The organism is Streptomyces sp. CA-251247 (genome assembly GCF_050952975.1).
In the GTDB taxonomy this organism is placed as follows: Bacteria; Actinomycetota; Actinomycetes; order Streptomycetales; family Streptomycetaceae; genus Streptomyces; species Streptomyces achmelvichensis.
In genome coordinates this window covers 4616386-4634935 of record NZ_CP191861.1, presented here as the reverse complement: position 1 = coordinate 4634935, position 18550 = coordinate 4616386, and the positions used below count along the sequence as shown (strand labels likewise).

The 18550-nt window shown below is 71.0% G+C and carries 17 protein-coding genes; 9 read left to right on the top strand and 8 right to left on the bottom strand.

What is annotated here, in order from left to right:
- The first annotated feature begins 199 nt into the window (after window positions 1-199).
- Window positions 200-904, top strand: a complete 705-nt coding sequence (locus ACQPWZ_RS20500) for a DUF4232 domain-containing protein (protein WP_433572071.1) — start codon at window positions 200-202, stop codon at window positions 902-904.
- Between the two features lie 18 nt (window positions 905-922).
- Here the strand turns inward: ACQPWZ_RS20500 and ACQPWZ_RS20495 are convergent, their stop codons facing one another.
- Window positions 923-1192 carry a DUF1876 domain-containing protein gene (locus tag ACQPWZ_RS20495; RefSeq protein WP_340474555.1) on the bottom strand — a complete coding sequence of 90 codons (270 nt, stop codon included), beginning with the start codon at window positions 1190-1192 and terminating at the stop codon, window positions 923-925.
- 193 nt (window positions 1193-1385) lie between these two features.
- Here ACQPWZ_RS20495 and ACQPWZ_RS20490 point away from each other — a divergent pair, with 193 nt between their 5' ends.
- From ACQPWZ_RS20490 to ACQPWZ_RS20480, 3 genes are all read left to right on the top strand, one after another.
- Window positions 1386-2327, top strand: coding sequence for an NAD(P)-dependent oxidoreductase (locus tag ACQPWZ_RS20490; RefSeq protein WP_433572070.1), 942 nt, complete (start codon window positions 1386-1388; stop codon window positions 2325-2327).
- Window positions 2328-2466: 139 nt separating this feature from the next.
- Entirely contained in the window at window positions 2467-3375 is a 909-nt protein-coding gene (locus ACQPWZ_RS20485) for a chitinase (RefSeq protein ID WP_433572069.1), read from the top strand.
- A 204-nt stretch (window positions 3376-3579) separates the two neighbouring features.
- Entirely contained in the window at window positions 3580-6378 is a 2799-nt protein-coding gene (locus ACQPWZ_RS20480; protein WP_433572068.1) for an alpha/beta hydrolase family protein, read from the top strand.
- Window positions 6379-6388: 10 nt separating this feature from the next.
- On the opposite strand, the gene ACQPWZ_RS20475 is transcribed toward ACQPWZ_RS20480, so the two are convergent.
- Window positions 6389-6790 carry an ATP-binding protein gene (locus tag ACQPWZ_RS20475; RefSeq protein ID WP_433572067.1) on the bottom strand — a complete coding sequence of 134 codons (402 nt, stop codon included), beginning with the start codon at window positions 6788-6790 and terminating at the stop codon, window positions 6389-6391.
- Between the two features lie 113 nt (window positions 6791-6903).
- Between ACQPWZ_RS20475 and ACQPWZ_RS20470 the strand changes: the two genes are divergently transcribed.
- Together ACQPWZ_RS20470 and ACQPWZ_RS20465 are read left to right on the top strand one after the other, a co-directional pair.
- Window positions 6904-7728, top strand: a complete 825-nt coding sequence (locus tag ACQPWZ_RS20470) for a helix-turn-helix domain-containing protein (RefSeq protein WP_433572066.1) — start codon at window positions 6904-6906, stop codon at window positions 7726-7728.
- Window positions 7725-7961, top strand: a complete 237-nt coding sequence (locus tag ACQPWZ_RS20465; protein ID WP_340474549.1) for a DUF397 domain-containing protein — start codon at window positions 7725-7727, stop codon at window positions 7959-7961. The genes ACQPWZ_RS20470 and ACQPWZ_RS20465 overlap by 4 nt, the downstream gene beginning before the upstream one ends.
- Here ACQPWZ_RS20465 and hemB read toward each other — a convergent pair.
- From hemB to ACQPWZ_RS20435, 6 genes are all read right to left on the bottom strand, one after another.
- A complete protein-coding gene (gene hemB / locus ACQPWZ_RS20460; protein ID WP_433572065.1) occupies window positions 7945-8946 on the bottom strand; it encodes a porphobilinogen synthase in 1002 nt (333 codons plus the stop codon). The genes ACQPWZ_RS20465 and hemB overlap by 17 nt on opposite strands.
- 293 nt (window positions 8947-9239) lie before the next feature.
- Complete coding sequence (locus tag ACQPWZ_RS20455; protein WP_340474547.1) at window positions 9240-10898, bottom strand: uroporphyrinogen-III synthase; 1659 nt, start codon at window positions 10896-10898, stop codon at window positions 9240-9242.
- Window positions 10895-11854 (bottom strand): hydroxymethylbilane synthase, encoded by a 960-nt coding sequence (gene hemC, locus ACQPWZ_RS20450; RefSeq protein WP_313944888.1) that lies wholly within the window; start codon window positions 11852-11854, stop codon window positions 10895-10897. Before hemC ends, ACQPWZ_RS20455 begins: the two co-directional genes overlap by 4 nt.
- On the bottom strand, window positions 11851-13509 hold the full coding sequence (locus ACQPWZ_RS20445; RefSeq protein WP_433572064.1) for a glutamyl-tRNA reductase: 1659 nt from the start codon (window positions 13507-13509) through the stop codon (window positions 11851-11853). Before ACQPWZ_RS20445 ends, hemC begins: the two co-directional genes overlap by 4 nt.
- On the bottom strand, window positions 13506-14234 hold the full coding sequence (locus ACQPWZ_RS20440; RefSeq protein ID WP_142214354.1) for a redox-sensing transcriptional repressor Rex: 729 nt from the start codon (window positions 14232-14234) through the stop codon (window positions 13506-13508). The genes ACQPWZ_RS20445 and ACQPWZ_RS20440 overlap by 4 nt, the downstream gene beginning before the upstream one ends.
- Before the next feature lie 350 nt (window positions 14235-14584).
- Window positions 14585-14860 (bottom strand): glutaredoxin family protein, encoded by a 276-nt coding sequence (locus tag ACQPWZ_RS20435; RefSeq protein WP_340474545.1) that lies wholly within the window; start codon window positions 14858-14860, stop codon window positions 14585-14587.
- Window positions 14861-15017: 157 nt separating this feature from the next.
- On the opposite strand from ACQPWZ_RS20435, the gene ACQPWZ_RS20430 reads away from it, so the two are divergent.
- The 3 genes from ACQPWZ_RS20430 (at window position 15018) to ACQPWZ_RS20420 (ending at window position 18465) form a co-directional block, all read left to right on the top strand.
- Entirely contained in the window at window positions 15018-15959 is a 942-nt protein-coding gene (locus tag ACQPWZ_RS20430) for an HAD family hydrolase (RefSeq protein WP_313944891.1), read from the top strand.
- 289 nt (window positions 15960-16248) lie between these two features.
- On the top strand, window positions 16249-17043 hold the full coding sequence (locus ACQPWZ_RS20425) for an ECF subfamily RNA polymerase sigma factor, BldN family (RefSeq protein WP_340474543.1): 795 nt from the start codon (window positions 16249-16251) through the stop codon (window positions 17041-17043).
- 219 nt (window positions 17044-17262) lie between these two features.
- Entirely contained in the window at window positions 17263-18465 is a 1203-nt protein-coding gene (locus ACQPWZ_RS20420; protein ID WP_433572063.1) for a DUF5667 domain-containing protein, read from the top strand.
- The last annotated feature ends 85 nt before the right edge of the window (window positions 18466-18550 follow it).

Below are 18550 nucleotides of genomic sequence, written 5' to 3'. Positions count from 1 at the left end.
GGCTCCGGGAGCGGTCCCCGCAGTCTGTGATCACACCGCACAGCCGACCGGGGAGCAGTCATGCGAACCCCTCTACGCAGCATGTTCGTCGACGCTGCGGCCGTGCTCGTGCTGATCGCTTCGATCGCGGTCGTCACGGCGCTCGTCCGGAATCACTGACCGGCTCACACGCATCACCACACGGGGAGAACGAACCATCATGCGCAACATCCGCACCCGCACCTCGGCCGTCGCCGCCACCGCGCTGCTCGCCGCACTCTCGCTGACCGCCTGCCAGGGCGACGGCAAGGCGGCGGTCGGCTCGCCCTCCGCGAGCACGACGGGCGGCCAGGGTTCGGCCGCGGCGCCCTCGACCCCGGCCGCCGGCCAGCCTGCCGGGGGCGGCGACACGGCCTCCGGCACCGGAGGCGGTACGGGCGGCACCGGAGGCAAGAGCGGCGGCAGCAGCGCGAGCAAGGGCGGCGACACGGGCGCTGCGGTCACCACACCCTGCGGCGACCGCGTCAAGGTGACCTACAGCAAGGTCAGTCGCCCCATCAACCACGGCCTGCTCACGCTGACGAACACCGGGTCCAAGGCCTGCAACGCCTACCACGCGCCGCTGCTGCGCTTCGACGAGGCGCAGGCCGCCACGGCGATCAACGACGACAGCCGGCCGCAGGCCGTGGTGACGCTGCTGCCCGGCGAGTCCGCCTATGCGTCGATCATGCTGTCCTCGGCCGACGGCAGCGGCACGAACGGCAGCACGGCGAAGAAGCTGGCCGTGAGCTTCGCCCCGCGCGACGGCGGCGGCTCGACGGACGCCGCACCGGCCGGGATCACGCTCCCGGCCGGCACGTACATCGACACCACCACGTCCGTCACCTACTGGCAGAGCTCCATGGAGGACGCCCTCACCTGGTGACGCGTCCGCCGCGAACCGTCACATGAGGGCGTGCGAGGGCCGCTGAGCGGTCTCGTCGATCTCCATGTGCGCCTTCTGCAGCAGCTGCGAGGCGAGGTCCATCATGGCGCGTGCGCCCGCGATCTCCTCGCCCACCAGCAGTTGTGGTTCGTCCGACCGGTGACGGTTCGCGTTGCCGTGGCCCCGGATCTCCGTGCCGTCGCCGAGTCTCACCATGGCGGCCGCACGGGTCCGGTCGCCGTCTTCCCGGAACTCCATCTCGATGTGCCATCCGACGAGTGTCTCCATGGCCGATCACCTCCAGCGGTACCCCTTCCAGAGTGCTCCGCGCGGGCGCCGATGACCACTTTCCGAGGCCGGGGGGTGTGCGCGGGGTACGCACCTTCCGGTGAGTACCGCACCAAATAGTCGGTACTTGTGAGCTTTCGGGCGCCGGACAAGGATCAGGGGCGTCCCGAGAACCGTTGTGAGGAGCCCCGCCGTGTCCGCGCCCCAGCCCCCTGTCCCGCAGCCCTCCGCTCCCGCGTCCCAGCACTCCGTACCGCAGCCCTCCGCGCCGGGGTCCCGGCCTCCGGTGTCCGTCCTCGGTCTCGGCATGATGGGCTCCGCCCTCGCCGCCGCCTTCCTCGCGGCCGGCCACCCCGTCACCGTCTGGAACAGGACCCGCTCGAAGACCGGGCCGCTCGTCGCTCAGGGCGCGGTGCCGGCCGGCTCGGCGGCGGAGGCCGTGACCGCCGGCGGGCTCGCGGTCGTCTGTCTGATGACCAACGACAACGTCAGGGAGCTGCTGGACTCCCTCGGCGAGAGCCCGGCGGGCCGAACCGTCGTCAATCTGACCAACGGAACCCCGGCGCAGGCACGGGAGTTGGCCGCCCGGGCCACCGAGCTCGGCATCCGCTACATCGACGGCGGCATCATGGCCGTCCCCCAGATGATCGGCGGACCGCACGCCTACGTCCTCTACAGCGGGGACGAGCAGGCCTTCGAGACCCACCGCCCCACGCTCGCGGCGCTCGGCGGCACCACCTTCACCGGCGCCGACCCCGGCCTTGCCTCGCTGCACGATCTGGCGCTGCTCACCGGTATGTACGGCATGGTCGTCGGTGTCCTACAGGCCTACGCCCTGGTCCGCACCGAGGGCATTTCGGCCACCGACTTCTCCGAGCTCCTGGTGCCCTGGGTCGGCGCGATGCTCTCCGGTGCGCCGCAGTGGGCGGCGGCCGTCGACTCGGGCGAGCATCTCACCGACGTCTCCAGCCTCGCCGTCAATCAGGCGGCCGTGCCCAACTTCCTTGCGGCGTTCAGGGACCAGGGCATCACCACCGAGTTCTTCGAGCCGCTGAAAGCGATCCTCGACCGCGCGATCGAGGAGGGTCACGCGGACGACGGGCTCTCCCGTCTGGTCGACCTGATGCGGGCGTAGTGATGCGGGCGCAGCGGCGAAATCGCGCCACCTGGTGATTCACATTGGTCTATACCTTGACTCGATCACGTCAATAGCGCTTGAGTGTGCGGCACAACCCCCCACCACGGCCTGGCCGTTGCTGTGAAGGAGTGCACGAGTGCTGAGACAGCGCATCAAGGTATGGCTCGCCGCGATCGTCGCCGGAGTCGGTATCGCGGCAGTGGGCCTCGCGCCCTCCGCCACGGCAGCCCCCACTGCCGCCGCTGACGCCTGCACCTCCGCGCCCAGCTGGCAGGCGGGCGCCTGGTACACCACTGGCAACGTTGTCAAATACACCGACGGCCGGTACTACATAGCCGAGCACGACAACCCCGGCTACGACCCGATCATCAGCACCTGGTTCTGGGAGCCCTACACCTGTAGCGGCGGTGGCGACCCGCAGCCCGGTGGCTTCGTGGTCAGCGAGTCCCAGTTCAACCAGATGTTCCCGGGCCGGAACTCCTTCTACACCTACAGCGGCCTGACCGCGGCGCTCAGCGCCTACCCCGGCTTCGCCAACACCGGCAGCGACACGGTCAAGAAGCAGGAGGCCGCCGCCTTCCTGGCGAACGTCTCCCACGAGACCGGCGGACTGGTCCACGTCGTCGAGCAGAACACCGCCAACTACCCGCACTACTGCGACTGGAGCCAGCCCTACGGCTGCCCCGCCGGCCAGGCCGCCTACTACGGCCGCGGCCCCATCCAGCTCAGCTGGAACTTCAACTACAAAGCCGCCGGTGACGCTCTCGGTATCGACCTGCTCGGCAACCCCTGGCAGGTCGAGCAGAACGCCGCCATCGCCTGGAAGACCGGCCTCTGGTACTGGAACACCCAGAACGGCCCCGGCACCATGACCCCGCACAACGCCATGGTCAACCAGGCCGGCTTCGGCCAGACCATCCGCTCCATCAACGGCTCCCTGGAATGCGACGGCAAGAACCCCACACAGGTCCAGAGCCGCGTCACCAAGTACCAGCAATTCACCCAGATCCTCGGCGTCGCCCCCGGCGGCAACCTGTACTGCTGAGGAAACCCCCCACACGACCGCGGGCCGGGAGAATGTTCCCCGGCCCGCGGTCAGCCATGTCGGGCCCTCTCCCCCGACGACCGGCAAAACCCGTCGCCCTGGCCGCACCTGCCACAGCTGTCCGCGGCCGGCAGGCAACCCGCAGGATCTTCTCCCCGTCCTCCGAGAGCGAGAGGCTCCCGGGCCCAACCGGGCGCCCGACCCATGGGGTTGAGGAGGGGACCGTTGTTACGTGCCCGCAGAATATGGGCCACCGCGATAGCGGTGATCACGGTGGCGGGGGTGTCGTCGGCGGCGGCGCAGGCACTGCCGCAGCCACCTGACGCACGGCCCGCCACGGCGGCGAACGGCGAGAACAACCTGCCGCCCGGCTGGCGGATCACGAAGACCGACGGGAAGCGCGCGCTGGAGTGGCGCTCCCCGCGCACCGTGCCGGTGGGCGACGCGCGCGTGGAGTTCCACGCCGACGGCAAGCTGGTCGGCGTTCCCGAGCCGGCCGAGGACAACCGCACCTTCCGGCTTCCGCTCGACGACGCGCGCACGGCCGACCTGGCCGGCCTCCAGGTGCTGGCAGCGGGCCGGCGGCTGGACCAGAAGCCCGAAAGCGCCCGTGACGGGCGCTCCCAGCCCGCAGCGAAAGCACCGGCGAAGCTCCCGGCCGGTTCCGTCGACCCGGGCAAGCCGGGCACCTACGGCACGGTCACCGGCGAGTACGCGCTCGATCCGGTCCGCCTCCCCGGCTTCCCCGCGCCCGTCGAGATGCGCGGCGTCGTCGTCGCGCCGAAGGGCGCGACCGGAAAGCGTCCCGTCGCCCTGTTCCTGCACGGACGGCACGCCACCTGCTACGTCCCGGGCGCCGAGGACGAGGTGACCATCGACTGGCCCTGCGCCAAGGGTGCCAAGCCCATCCCGAGCCATCAGGGCTATCTGCGCGACCAGAAGCTGCTGGCCTCCCAGGGCTATGTGACCGTGTCGATCTCCGCCAACGGCATCAACGGCCAGGACGGCGATGTCGAGGACGGCGGCGCGCAGGCCCGCTCCTCGCTGGTGCGCACGCATCTCGCCCGCTGGGCCGACTGGGCCGCGAAGCCCGCGAAGGCCCCGGCCGCCGTACGCAAGGCCCCGAAGACGGACCTGTCCCGCGTCCTGCTCGTCGGCCACTCGCGCGGCGGCGAGGGCGTCAACCGGGCCGCCATGGACACCCTTTACCCGCCCCCGCCCGCCCAGGACGGCTACCGCGGAAAGGTGCGCTGGCACATCCGCGGGACCGTGCTCATCGGCCCGACGATCTTCGGCCAGAACCCGGTTCCGGACGTGCCGTCGCTGACGATCCTGCCGGGCTGCGACGGTGACGTCTCCGACCTCCAGGGCCAGGTGTACGCGGACGGCACCCGCGGTGTGAGCCGGGGCAAAGCCCTGCACAGCGCGGTCTACATGGTCGGCGCCAACCACAACTACTTCAACAGCGAGTGGACGCCGGGCCAGGCCCAGGCACCCGCGAACGACGACTTCTGGCAGGACCCCGAGCAGCCCGACCCGGTGTGCTCGCCGGGCACCGCGACCCGGCTCACCGCCGACCAGCAGCACCGGGCCGGCGCCACGTACATCGCCGCCGCGGCCCGGCTGTTCGTCGCCGGCGACGACCGCGTGCGCGAGCTGGTCGACGGCACCGGCCGCCGCGCCCCCTCCGCCGATCCCGCGCGGGTGCTGACCCACGCGGTCGGTGCGAACCGCGGCGCCGGGTTCCTCCCGGACGGCCCTGTGAAGGTGACCGGCGGACGGCTGTGCTCCGCGATCGACCCCGACCCGCGCACCGCCTGCCTGGACCCGGAGAAGGACGGCTCCTCGCCGCACTTCGCCGGCTGGGGACCGGACCGCGAGACGGGCCGCAGGGCGGTGGCCATGCGCTGGTCCGCCCCCGGTACGGCAGTGAAGGTGCGGCCCGACAAGCCGCTCTCCGTCAAGGGCGCCCGGAGCCTCGCGCTGCGCGTCTTCGTCCCTCCGAACTCCAGCGGCACGCAACTGGACGTGTCCGTCACCGACGCCTCCGGCAAGCGGGCGAACCTCGGCCGCGTCCAGGTGGACGGGCTGCCGGGCAGCGACCGCACCGCCTCCTCCTGGGCACGCGAGGTGCGCGTACCGATCACCGCCGCCTCGCGCGCCGGCCTCGACCTGGCGCGGATCGCCTCCCTGGAGCTGACTCCGCGCAGCCGCTCCGGACAGGCGTGGCTGATGGACGCCTGGGCATGGAGCCCCGGCACCCCCGCGGTACGGGAGGCCCCGCTGACCCGTGTCGACATCGGCCGCCTGAAGGTCAAGGAGGGCAACGCCGGCACCCGCACGTACGAGGTCCCCGTCCGCATGTCCGGCAAGGGCAGCGGCACGGTACGGATGTTCGCCATCGACCCGGCCACCGGCACCGCGAAGGAGCGGCTGGTGACGGTACGGCCCGGCGGACAGGTCGCGAACCTGACCGTGAAGGTCACCGGCAACACCCGGTACTCCTGGGACGTGGCCCACGACGTGCTCGTCAAGGCGGTCCGAGGTGCCGTCGTCGGATCGCACGCCGGCGGGGTCATCGCCGAGAACGACGACGCGATGCCGACGATCACCATGAAGCCGGTCGCCGACAAGGTCACGGAGGGGAAGCCCCTGACGTGGCGGCTCTCCCTGTCGGCACCCGCCGACGTGGAGCTGACGAGGACGCTGAAGATCGTTCCCGCCACGGGCGGCCCGGAGTTGACCACCAAGGACGTCGACCGGCAGTGGCTCATCGACACGTTCGGCGACGTCCCGGACGGTGACGTGCCCCTGTCCCAGCTGGACTGGCCCTACCTGTGGGCCGCTGTGCCCGCCGGGAAGACCAGCGCCGAGGTGAGCGTCCCCACGGCCGCCGACAAGGTGACCGAGCAGACGGAGCAGCTGGTCCTCCAGCCCGTCAACGACGAGGACGGCAAGCCGGACGGTCCGGCGGTGACCGGCACGGTGCTCGACGCGCCGTAGGCACCACGCCTCACCGCAGGGTGAAAGCGCACCACACCACCTTGCCCGGATCGCGTTGGCCGACACCCCAGGTGTCGGCCAACGCGTCCACCAGCAGCAGGCCGCGCCCCGACTCCCCGTCCGGCTCCCGCACACCGGGCCGCCCGTCACCGCTGTCGTGCACCTCGACCCGCAGGGCCGCCCCCTGCTCGTACAGCCACATCCGCAGCAGATACCCGCGCCCCGGCGGTACGCCGTGCACCAGCGCGTTCGTCGCGAGCTCGCTCACGCACAGCGTGATGTCATCGGCCCTGGCTGCCCAGCCCCACGCGCTCAGCGCCTCCCGCGCGAACTCCCGGGCTGCGGCCACCGATCGGCGTTCGCGGCGGCAGAACAGCTCGCGCAGATCCTCGTGTTGCATCGTCTTGTCCACGCGGCGAGAGTCGCGTCCCGTGACGGGGCGACAGCACTGCGCGGACCCGTACGTTTCATCTGTACGGGTCGTGCAGGCGTAACGTACGCCCACGTCCGGGGAGTTGGTCAGGCATGCACCCCAGGAGACGTCAACGGAAGAACGCCTCGGCGATGCGGCTGGTCGGCCGTCAGCTCGCCCGCTTCCGCGAGGCCGCGGGCCTGACCCAACGCGGACTCGCGGCCGAGTTCAACCTCGCCGAGCAGACGGTCGCCTCGATCGAGCAGGGCCGCCGCCCGCTGAAACCGGACCTCGCCGCCCGCTTCGACGACCGCCTCGACACGAAGGGGGCGCTGTCGGTCGCGGTGGACAACATGCCGGAGGTGGACCTGATCCCGGCGTGGGCGGAGGAGTACATGGACCTGGAGCGGGAGGCCGTTGCGTTGTCCTGGTACGACAACCAGGTCGTGCCCGGCCTGCTCCAGACCGAGCGCTATGCGCGCGGCGTCTTCCGCAGCCGGGTGCCCGCCTTCAGCGCGGACGAGATCGAGGCGCAGGTCACCAACCGTGTCGGGCGTCAGGAGATCCTCACCCGGACGCACCCGCCGACGATCAGCTTCGTGATGTGGGAGGCGATCCTGATGGACCGCATCGGCGGCGACGAGGTGTACGAGAATCAGCTTCGCCACCTGCGGGCGTGCGCCGAACTGCCGGGCGTCTCACTCCAGGTGATGCCGTTCGGCCGCACGAGCCATGCCGGGCTTGACGGCCCCTTCATCCTGGTCGAGACGCCCGACCACCAGCTCGTCGGCTACACCGAGAGCCAGCGCGGCAGCCAGCTCATTTCGGACCCGGACGAGGTCAGCATCCTGGCACGCAAGTATGCGATGCTGCGGGCTCAGGCCCTCAACCCGGAGGACACGACGGGCCTGTTGGACCGGCTACTGGGAGAGCAATGAGCACCGCACTGAAGTGGTTCAAGTCCAGCTACAGCGGTAGCGAGGGCGGCGCGTGCCTCGAAGTCGCCTACGACTGGCGCAAGTCCACCCACAGCGGCGACGAAGGCGGACAGTGCGTCGAGGTCGCCGCCCACCCCGCCGCGATCCACGTCCGCGACTCGAAGAACCCCGGCGGCCCGAGCCTCACGCTCGCCCCGGCCGCCTGGGCGTCCTTCGTCAGCGACCTGCGCTGAGGCCCTGGGCGACCTCGGTCGCCCAGTAGGTCAGGATCATGCTCGCGCCCGCGCGCTTGATGCCGAGCAGCGTCTCCGCGATCGCCTTCTCGCGGTCGATCCAGCCCTTCTCGGCCGCGGCCTCGACCATCGCGTACTCACCGCTGATCTGGTACGCGGCGACCGGTACGTCCACGGACTCCGCGACCTTCGCCAGGACGTCGAGGTAGGGGCCCGCGGGCTTCACCATCACCATGTCGGCGCCCTCTTCGAGGTCCAGCGCCAACTCCCGCAGGGATTCCCGCACGTTGGCGGAGTCCTGCTGGTACGTCTTGCGGTCGCCCTGGAGCGAGGAGCCGACGGCCTCGCGGAACGGCCCGTAGAAGGCGGAGGAGTACTTCACGGTGTAGGCGAGGATCGACACGTCCTCCTTGCCGATCGTGTCGAGCGCGTCGCGGACGACACCGACCTGGCCGTCCATCATGCCGCTGGGGCCCACGACATGGACGCCCGCGTCGGCCTGGACCTGGGCCATCTCCGCGTACCGCTCCAGCGTCGCGTCGTTGTCGATCCGGCCGTGCTCGTCCAGCACGCCGCAGTGCCCGTGGTCGGTGTACTCGTCCAGGCACAGGTCCGACATGATCACGAGCTCGTCCCCGACCTCGGCACGGACGTCGCGGATGGCGACCTGGAGGATGCCGTCCGGGTCGGTGCCGGCGGTCCCGGCGGCGTCCTTCTTGACGTCCTCGGGCACGCCGAAGAGCATGATCCCGGCGACCCCGGCCTCGCGCGCCTCGACGGCGGCCTTCCGCAGGGTGTCGCGGGTGTGCTGGACGACACCGGGCATCGCGCTGATGGGCACCGGCTCGCCGATCCCTTCCCGCACGAAGGCGGGCAGGATCAGATCGGCCGGGTGCAGCCGGGTCTCGGCGACCATGCGGCGCATCGCGGGATTGACCCGCAGCCGCCGCGGCCGGGCCCCGGGAAAGGATCCGTACGCAGTCATGGGACCTACGCTACGCCCGTCCGAATGCCCCACGTACCAACATTCCGTCGGGGCCGGCCCAGCTGGAGCTGGTGCCCGCATTTCCAGCCTCGCCGGCGATTGAGGCGCGGGGCCCGGGGCGGAGCCCCGCAAGGTGCCGGGCCACATTCAGCCCCGCCGGCGATTGAGGCGCGGGGCCCGGGGCAGCGCCCCGGCAACCACCCGCACCACCGTCGTGGTGACCGCGCACGCAAAAGGGCCCGCACCCCCACCCCGGCGGCAGCCGGAACAGGGGCGCGGGCCCTCCCGCAGTGTCAGGTCGTGCGGCGGCGACGACCCCCCGGTCGTCTCTCCGACGGCCGCGTCACATGCTCGCCCGCCTCCAGCGCAGCCCCCCGCCTCCGCGCCCCGAACTCCGCGAGCGCCTCAGCGAGCCGATGCACCGACGGCTCCGGCGACAGCACGTCCACCCGCAGCCCGTGCTCCTCCGCCGTCTTCGCGGTCGCCGGACCGATGCACGCGATCACGGTGACGTTGTGCGGCTTCCCCGCGATCCCGACCAGGTTCCGCACCGTCGACGACGACGTGAACAGCACCGCGTCGAACCCGCCGCCCTTGATCGCCTCACGCGTGTCCGCCGGCGGCGGCGACGCCCGCACGGTCCGGTAGGCCGTGACGTCGTCGACCTCCCAGCCCAGCTCGATGAGGCCCGCGACCAGCGTCTCCGTCGCGATGTCCGCACGCGGCAGGAACACCCGGTCGATCGGGTCGAAGACCGGGTCGTACGGCGGCCAGTCCTCCAGCAGACCCGCCGCCGACTGCTCACCGCTCGGCACCAGGTCGGGCTTCACACCGAAGTCGACCAGCGCCGCCGCGGTCTGTTCGCCGACCGCCGCGACCTTGATGCCCGCGAAGGCACGCGCGTCGAGCCCGTACTCCTCGAACTTCTCCCGGACCGCCTTGACCGCGTTCACCGAGGTGAAGGCGATCCACTCGTACCGTCCGGTGACGAGTCCCTTGACCGCCCGCTCCATCTGCTGCGGCGTCCGCGGCGGCTCCACGGCGATCGTCGGCACCTCGTGCGGCACCGCGCCGTAGGAACGAAGCTGGTCGGAGAGCGACGCCGCCTGCTCCTTGGTCCGCGGCACGAGCACCTTCCAGCCGAACAGCGGCTTGGACTCGAACCACGCGAGCTGGTCGCGCTGAGCAGCCGAGCTGCGCTCACCGACCACGGCTATGACGGACCGGTGTCCCTCGGGCGAGGGCAGCACCTTCGCCTGCTTGAGGGTCTGCGCGATCGTGCCGAGCGTCGCGGTCCAGGTCCGCTGACGGGTCGTCGTACCGGCGACCGTCACGGTCAGCGGGGTGTCGGGCTTGCGGCCCGCGGCCACCAGCTCGCCCGCCGCCGCGGCGACGGTTTCGAGCGTGCTGGAGACGACGACCGTCCCGTCACTGGCGCCGACTTCGGTCCAGCACCGCTCACTCGCGGTACGGGCGTCGACGAACCGGACGTCCGTGCCCTGGGCGTCGCGCAGCGGTACACCGGCGTACGCAGGTACGCCCACCGCCGTGGCGACACCGGGCACGACCTCGAAGGGAATTCCCTCCGCGGCGCAGGCCAGCATCTCCTGACCTGCGTCGGTGTCCAGTCCCGGATCACCGGTCACGGCACGGACGACCCGCTTGCCGCCGCGCGCGGCCTCCATGACAAGATTGGCCGCATCCCTGAGTACGGGGATTCCGGCGGCTGTTGACGCATCGTCAACAACCGTCAGTTCAGGCGTGCTCACGCTCGCTCGCGCATGGCCGCGTACGACATCGAGCACATCCGGCTCGGCGATCAGTACGTCGGCTCCCGCGAGTGCCTCGACGGCGCGCAGTGTCAGCAGTCCGGGGTCGCCGGGACCGGCGCCGAGGAAAGTGACGTGCCCGTGTGCCGAGAACGCCGAAGTCGGATTGGCGATGGGGCTCAAAGTGCTCGCTCCCCCATAAGACCGGCCGCACCCTTGGCGAGCATCTCGGACGCGAGTTCGCGACCGAGCGCGATGGCGTCGCCGTGCGACGTGGGTACGGGACCGGTGGTGGACAGCTGCACCAGCGTCGAGCCGTCGGTGGTGCCGACGACGCCGCGCAGGCGCATTTCGGTGACAACCTGTCCGTCGGCCAACAGGTCGGCAAGCGCACCCACAGGTGCGCTGCAGCCGGCCTCCAGGGCGGCGAGCAGGGAACGCTCGGCGGTCACGGCGACCCGGGTGTACGGGTCGTCGAGCTCGGCGAGTACGGCGGCGAGTTCCGCGTTCTGTGCGGTGCACTCGATCGCCAGGGCCCCCTGGCCGGGGGCCGGCAGGACGAAGTCGACCGACAGGAAGTCGGTCGCCTCCTCGATCCTTCCGATGCGGTGGAGCCCGGCGGCGGCGAGAACCACCGCGTCCAGCTCCCCGCTTCGTACGTATCCGATCCGGGTGTCGATGTTGCCCCGGATCGGCACGGTCTCTATGCGCAGGTGGTGCGCGCGGGCGTACGCGTTCAGCTGCGCCATCCGGCGCGGCGAACCGGTGCCGATGCGGGCACCGTCGTTCAGCCGGTCGAAGGTCAGGCCGTCGCGCGCCACCAGCACGTCCCGCGCGTCCTCGCGCCGCGGCACGGCCGCGATCGTGAGGTCGTCGGGCTGCGTGGTGGGCAGGTCCTTCAGCGAGTGAACGCAGAAGTCGACGTCACCGCGCAGCAGGGCGTCCCGCAGCGCGGTGACGAAGACCCCCGTACCGCCGATCTGCGCGAGATGCTCACGGGAGGTGTCCCCGTACGTGGTGATCTCGACGAGCTCGACGGCACGGCCGGTCAACTGGCGCACCGCCTGAGCCACTTGCCCGGACTGGGCCATGGCGAGCTTGCTGCGCCTGGTCCCGAGTCTCAGTGCCCTCTCGGTCATACTCGCCCTCGGTTCTTGACGTCTGCGTCATTCATGTCGGCCCGGCTGACGGAGGCGACCGTCTCCGGGTCGAGGTCGAAGAGCGTCCGCAGTGCGTCGGCGTACCCGGCGCCGCCGGGCTCGCTGGCGAGCTGCTTGACGCGCACGGTGGGCGCGTGGAGCAGCTTGTCGACGACGCGGCGGACGGTCTGGTTGATCTCGGCGCGCTGCTTCTCGTCGAGTCCGGTGAGCCGCCCCTCCAGGCGCGCGATCTCACCGGCGACGACATCGGCGGCCATGGTGCGCAGCGCGACGACGGTCGGCGTGATGCGGGCCGCCCGCTGGGCGGCACCGAACGCGGCGACCTCGTCGGACACGATGCGGCGCACTTGATCGACATCGGCGGCCATCGGGGCGTCGGCGGACGCCTCGGCGAGCGATTCGATGTCGACGAGCCGCACACCGGGGAGCCGGTGGACGGCGTGATCGATGTCCCGCGGCATGGCGAGATCGAGCAGTCCGATGCGCACCGCGCCGTTGGTGCGCACGGGTGCGGGGTTGCGCGGCAGGGTCCGCTCGGCGTTCTCCATCCAGGCGCCGTGCTGCGCCAGCGTCTCGGCGACGTGCAGCTCGTCGAGTCCCACGGGACAGACGGCCTCGCCGCTCGCGGACCCGGCCTGCGTCGCGGCATCGGGGGCGGGGACCCGGGGCTCGTGGCCGACCGTGAGGTCCGCGACCCGCCCGTCCCGCGCGGCGAACTCGGCCAGCCGTGCGACCAGGCTGCCGTCGGGCGCCCGCAGGTCCCGGACCGCCGACGCGGCGTCCGCGCCCACCGGCACCACATGCTCCGCCAGCGCGGTCGCGACCGACTCCGCCGTCAGGACGAGACCGGTCGCCCCGGTGCAGGACACCACCGCATCGGCACGTGTCAGTTCGTCGGCGACCGCAGCCATGGGCACCGCCCGCGCGGTCACCCCGCCCGTCTCCGCGAGCACGGAGGCCAGTCGTTCGGCGCGGTCCAGCGTCCGGTTGGCGACGACGAGCTCGCCGACCCCGAGGCGGGCCAGCGTCGTCGCGGCGAGCGAGGACATCGAGCCGGCGCCGATCACCAGCACCCGCTTGTCCGCCGCCCACTGCTCGACGTCCGCGCCCTCGGCGAGCTGCTCCAGGCCGAAGGTCACGAGCGACTGCCCGGCCCGGTCGATCCCGGTCTCGCTGTGGGCGCGCTTGCCGACCCGCAGCGCCTGCTGGAACAGGTCGTTGATCAGCCGCCCGGCGGTGTGCAGTTCCTGCCCCAGCGCGAGCGCGTCCTTGATCTGGCCGAGGATCTGCCCCTCGCCCACCACCATCGAGTCCAGGCCGCACGCCACCGAGAACAGGTGGTGCACCGCCCGGTCCTCGTAGTGCACGTACAGATACGGAGTGAGCTCCTCGAGCCCGACGCCGCTGTGCTGCGCGAGCAGGGTGGACAGCTCGGCCACACCCGCGTGGAACTTGTCCACGTCGGCGTAGAGCTCGATGCGGTTGCAGGTGGCCAGCACCGCGGCCTCCGCTGACGGCTCCGCGGCGAGCGTGTCGTGCAGCAGCTTGACCTGCGCGTCCGCGGACAGCGACGCCCGCTCCAGCACGCTGACCGGCGCGCTGCGGTGGCTCAGTCCGACGACCAGGAGACTCATGCCGGCATCACGGCGGGCATGTCCCCGTCGGGTCCCTTCCGGCCTGCCGCGGCCTCGGCCTCCTCGCCGGCCTTCCGCTGCTCGTGGAAGGCGAGGATCTGCAGCTCGATCGAGAGGTCGACCTTGCGCACATCGACACCGTCGGGCACGGAGAGGACGGTGGGGGCGAAGTTGAGGATGGAGGTGACACCGGCGGCGATCAGCCGCTCGCACACCTGCTGGGCGGCACCGGCGGGCGTGGAGATGACGCCGATCGACACGCCGTTGTCGCTGATGATCTTCTCGAGCTCGTCCGTGTGCTGGACGGGGATGCCGGCAACGGGCTTGCCGGCCATCGTCGGGTCCGCGTCTATCAACGCGGCGACCCGGAAGCCACGGGAGGCGAAGCCGCCGTAGTTCGCGAGCGCGGCGCCGAGGTTACCGATACCGACGATCACCACGGGCCAGTCCTGCGTGAGCCCCAGCTCACGGGAGATCTGGTAGACGAGGTACTCCACGTCGTAGCCGACGCCCCGGGTGCCGTACGAGCCGAGGTAGGAGAAGTCCTTGCGCAGCTTCGCGGAGTTCACGCCCGCCGCGGCCGCCAGCTCCTCGGAGGAGACGGTCGGCACGGAACGCTCGGAGAGCGCCGTGAGGGCGCGGAGGTACAGCGGAAGCCGGGCGACGGTGGCCTCGGGGATTCCTCGGCTACGGGTCGCCGGTCGGTGATTTCGGCCAGTTGCCACGGTGCTCCTGCGGGATGAGCGAGGCTGCAGGCGGCCGTGTGTTCCAAGACCGCCCCGTCGAATGCAGGCTATGTCTTTGTGAACGCGTGCACAAAGATGGTGTCCGTTTTGTCCGAGCAAAGTGACCGGGGTCACGCATTTCGCGCGCGTGAACCTGGAACCTCGAACCGCATCGGCCCGCCTGAGACCCGAAGGGGGCAAAACCGTACACACTCCTCACGTCTACGCCCCGAGACCGTCTACTGTGCCCTGTCCTCCTCGCGTCCGGATAGAGCCGTGACAGCGCCGGAACGCCCCCCGAACGGGGTCCCCACTGCCGCGCGCGGCGCGCAGCCGGCCGTAAACCGGAGTCAGGCCCCCAGCGCGCGCCGCAGCCGCCCCGGGTCCACCCGCCAGAACGTGTGCTGCTCGCCGTCGACGAGCACCACCGGGATCTGCTCCCAGTACGCCCGGTGCAGTGCCTCGTCCTGGGTGATGTCCTTCTCCTCCCACGACGCGCCCGTCTCGGCGCACACCTTCTCGACGACCGCCCGGGCGTCGTCGCACAGATGACACTCCGGTTTGCCGATCAGCGTCACCACTCGCTCGCCGGGCTTCTTCTTCGCGCGCCGCAACAGAGGACTCATGGAGCCATTCTCCGCCCGCGCACGACCTCCCCGGTCCCCCGCGCCCCGCGCCCGCGGCACACCGGCTTCACCCGTTTAACAGAGCGGTCGCGCAGAGTTCACGCCATGGCACACCGGCGTGTCGGGAAGTCCCGAACAGACTGGCTATGCTCACGCCATGGCCGCACTGGGATGGCTCACCCCCCGTAGGCGCTCCGCCACCGCAAGGAGCGTGCTCGCAGGCGAGGCAGCAGCCGAGGCAGCGCGCAAGACGTCGCAGCAGCTCGACGAATTCGGCACGCTGGACGGCTTCGCCCCGCCCGCCGAACCCGACTTCCCCGTCCTCGGGGACGATCGGGCCGCCGCCTTCTTCGACCTCGACAACACCGTGATGCAGGGCGCCGCGATCTTCCACTTCGGCCGCGGCCTGTACAAGCGGAAGTTCTTCCAGCGCCGTGAGCTGGCCAGATTCGCCTGGCAGCAGACCTGGTTCCGGCTCGCCGGGGTCGAGGACCCCGAGCACATGCAGGACGTCCGCGAGTCCGCGCTGTCCATCGTGAAGGGCCACCGCGTCTCCGAGCTGATGAGCATCGGCGAGGAGATCTACGACGAGTACATGGCCGACCGCATCTGGCCCGGCACCCGCGCGCTCGCGCAGGCGCACCTGGACGCGGGCCAGAAGGTCTGGCTGGTGACCGCCGCCCCGGTGGAGACCGCGACGATCATCGCCCGCCGCCTCGGCCTGACCGGCGCACTGGGCACGGTCGCCGAGTCCGTCGACGGCGTCTACACCGGCAAGCTCGTCGGCGAGCCGCTGCACGGCCCGGCGAAGGCCGAGGCGGTACGCGCCCTGGCCGCGGCCGAGGGCCTGGAGCTCGCCCGCTGCGCCGCCTACAGCGATTCGCACAACGACATCCCGATGCTCTCGCTCGTCGGGCATCCGTATGCGATCAATCCGGACACGAAGCTGCGCAAGCACGCACGCGAGCGCGAATGGCGACTGCGTGACTACCGGACCGGCCGCAAGGCGGCCAAGGTCGGCATCCCGGCGGCGGCCGGCGTCGGCGCCATCGCCGGTGGTACGGCCGCCGCGGTCGCCCTGCACCGCCGCCGCCGCTGACACGCAGAGCGACGATCCGGGACGCTCCCGACCGCAGGGAACAGGCTGCGGCGCACCCTCCGATGAGTCACATCGCGAAGCTTTTCGATCAACAAACGTTCACGATCTGCTACTTGAAGCGTCGCCGAGGCGTAACAGAAGCGACGGAAACGATGATTTGAGCAACTGGGTGTAGCACTGCCTGTACGAAGCGTTATTCTCCTCAAACGCATACGGGAACCCACCAGTCGCCACGACGGGTGAATATTCCCGCACTGCACGTGATGGAAGCTCTGCCTCTGGGAGTCCCGTGTACCCACACGTCGGGGTTGACGCCTCGGGCCTGGCTACGCTCCGCGCGGCGGTCCTCGACCACCTGCGCGGTTTCGTCCCCACCGCGTACGCCGGCCCCGCCCTTGCCATGCCCCGCCTCGCCACCAGCGGCCCCGCCGCTCCCTGCTACGCCCTGGCCGACGGCCGCGCGGCCGTGGGCAGACGGAGCAGCCGGGGCGGCTCCGGCGCCTCGACCACCGCTCGCCGGCCCAGTGCCGACAGCGACAGCGCCCGCATGATGGAGCTGGTCGAACGCGCCCAGGCGGGCGAGGCGGAAGCATTCGGCCGTCTCTACGACCAGTACAGCGACACTGTCTACCGCTACATCTACTACCGGGTGGGCGGCAAGGCGACGGCGGAGGACCTCACGAGTGAGACGTTCCTGCGGGCCCTGCGCCGAATCTCCACCTTCACCTGGCAGGGCCGCGACTTCGGGGCCTGGCTGGTCACGATCGCGCGGAACCTGGTCGCCGACCACTTCAAGTCCAGCCGCTTCCGGCTGGAGGTCACGACCGGCGAGATGCTCGACGCCAACGAGGTCGAACGCAGTCCGGAGGACTCCGTCCTGGAGTCCCTGTCCAACGCCGCGCTGCTGGAAGCCGTCAAGAAACTCAATCCTCAGCAGCAGGAATGCGTGACTCTGCGCTTCCTGCAAGGCCTGTCGGTCGCGGAGACCGCCAGGGTGATGGGCAAGAACGAGGGTGCGATCAAGACCCTCCAGTACCGCGCCGTACGCACCCTGGCCCGCCTCCTGCCCGACGACGCCCGCTGACCGACCCCAACTCACAATCGGTGACGCCACGATGACGCACTGGTCCGATCATCTTTCGCGCGTAACCCAAGTGCCGCGACGCTCGTTGTGCGGGATGCAGGCTCCCTGTGGTCACGCCGTGCCCGCAGCCACTCACTCGATCGTGTGGTTGCGCTCAAGGTGTGCAACCTTCCGGACCCCGAGGGGAGTCGACCGTCATGACGAGAGGAGGTGCCGCCAGTGATCGCGAACGTTTCGGCGCACCGGCGGGCGAACGCCTTCGCCCAGGCCTTGGAAGATCAGGCGGCCGAGCAGCCGGATGGTGCGGTCGAACCGACCGAGCACGGACGGCTGTTGGCGCTGGCGAACGGTCTCGGCGAGCTGCCGGGACCGGTAATGGATCCCGAGGTCAAAGTGGTGCAGCGAGCGCAGCTCGTGGCCGCCATGGAAGCCATGTTCCAGGAAGGCACGGCCTCGGGAGGCAGGTCCGCGGGCCCTACGGTGCCCGAGCAGCGGACGACCGGCCGCGGCGCCCATCGGGCTTCCCCGCTCCGGAAATTGCGACCGCGTTCTCGCTGGTCGAAGGGTCTTGCGGCCGGCGGTCTGACCGTCGGTGTCGCCGCGGGAGCCTTCAGCGGAGTGGCCGCTGCCAGTTCCGACGCCCTTCCAGGTGACACGCTGTACGGGCTGAAGCGCGGCATGGAGGACATCCGGCTCGGTATGGCGGAAGGCGAGTCCGACCGCGGCGAGCTGTACCTCGACCAGGCATCCACCCGGCTCAGTGAGGCCCGCCGCCTCATGGAGCGCGGACGGGCGGGCGCACTGGACCACGAATCACTGGGCGAGGTCCGCCGCGCCCTCACCGGCGTGCGGCATGACGCGGGCGAGGGCCACCGGCTGCTTCACGAGGCGTACGAACGGGACGGCTCGCTCGGACCGATCCAGAAGCTCAACTCGTTCTCACGCGCCCACCGTGACGCGTGGAACGGGCTGCGGGACCGGCTGCCGGCCCAGCTGACCGATGTCGGCGACGACGTCAACGACGTGTTCGACGCCATAGACCAAGAGGTCGAGCCGCTTCAGTCGCTGCTGCCCCGCGCCCCGGAGCAGAGCCGTGGCGGTGGGCAGCGTCCCGGCGCCTCCTCGCAGGACCCTGACCGCACATCGAGCCCGGGCAGCGGTCGTACGACACCGTCCGCGCCGGGCACGGGCGAGTCCCGTCCGGGCGAGGCCGGCAAGCCGCAGCCCTCGGGTTCCGGTGAGGCGTCGGACGACGGTCTGCTCGGCGGCGACCCGGGCGATCTGTTCGACCCTCCGACGAACGGCGACACCCCCTCGCCCTCGGGCAAGGACCCGTTCCCGCCGCAGCCGGACATCACCATCCCGCCGCTGCTGCCGGGAATCCTGCCGGGTCTCGGCCTGGAGGCCGAGGACGACAACTGACACACAGCAAGGCCGGAGGGGCTGGAAGATTCCAGCCCCTCCGGCATGTGTGAAGAACACGGGCCAGAAGAACACCCGGCCCGGA

What these genes read in the sequence shown, in the direction of transcription:
- ACQPWZ_RS20500 (WP_433572071.1), top strand. Translation starts at nt 200, where the DNA reads ATGCGCAACATCCGCACCCGCACCTCGGCCGTCGCCGCCACCGCGCTG.
- ACQPWZ_RS20495 (WP_340474555.1), bottom strand. Translation starts at nt 1,192, where the DNA reads ATGGAGACACTCGTCGGATGGCACATCGAGATGGAGTTCCGGGAAGAC.
- ACQPWZ_RS20480 (WP_433572068.1), top strand. Translation starts at nt 3,580, where the DNA reads ATGGGGTTGAGGAGGGGACCGTTGTTACGTGCCCGCAGAATATGGGCC.
- ACQPWZ_RS20470 (WP_433572066.1), top strand. Translation starts at nt 6,904, where the DNA reads ATGCACCCCAGGAGACGTCAACGGAAGAACGCCTCGGCGATGCGGCTG.
- ACQPWZ_RS20465 (WP_340474549.1), top strand. Translation starts at nt 7,725, where the DNA reads ATGAGCACCGCACTGAAGTGGTTCAAGTCCAGCTACAGCGGTAGCGAG.
- hemB (WP_433572065.1), bottom strand. Translation starts at nt 8,946, where the DNA reads ATGACTGCGTACGGATCCTTTCCCGGGGCCCGGCCGCGGCGGCTGCGG.
- hemC (WP_313944888.1), bottom strand. Translation starts at nt 11,854, where the DNA reads ATGACCGAGAGGGCACTGAGACTCGGGACCAGGCGCAGCAAGCTCGCC.
- ACQPWZ_RS20445 (WP_433572064.1), bottom strand. Translation starts at nt 13,509, where the DNA reads ATGAGTCTCCTGGTCGTCGGACTGAGCCACCGCAGCGCGCCGGTCAGC.
- ACQPWZ_RS20435 (WP_340474545.1), bottom strand. Translation starts at nt 14,860, where the DNA reads ATGAGTCCTCTGTTGCGGCGCGCGAAGAAGAAGCCCGGCGAGCGAGTG.
- ACQPWZ_RS20430 (WP_313944891.1), top strand. Translation starts at nt 15,018, where the DNA reads ATGGCCGCACTGGGATGGCTCACCCCCCGTAGGCGCTCCGCCACCGCA.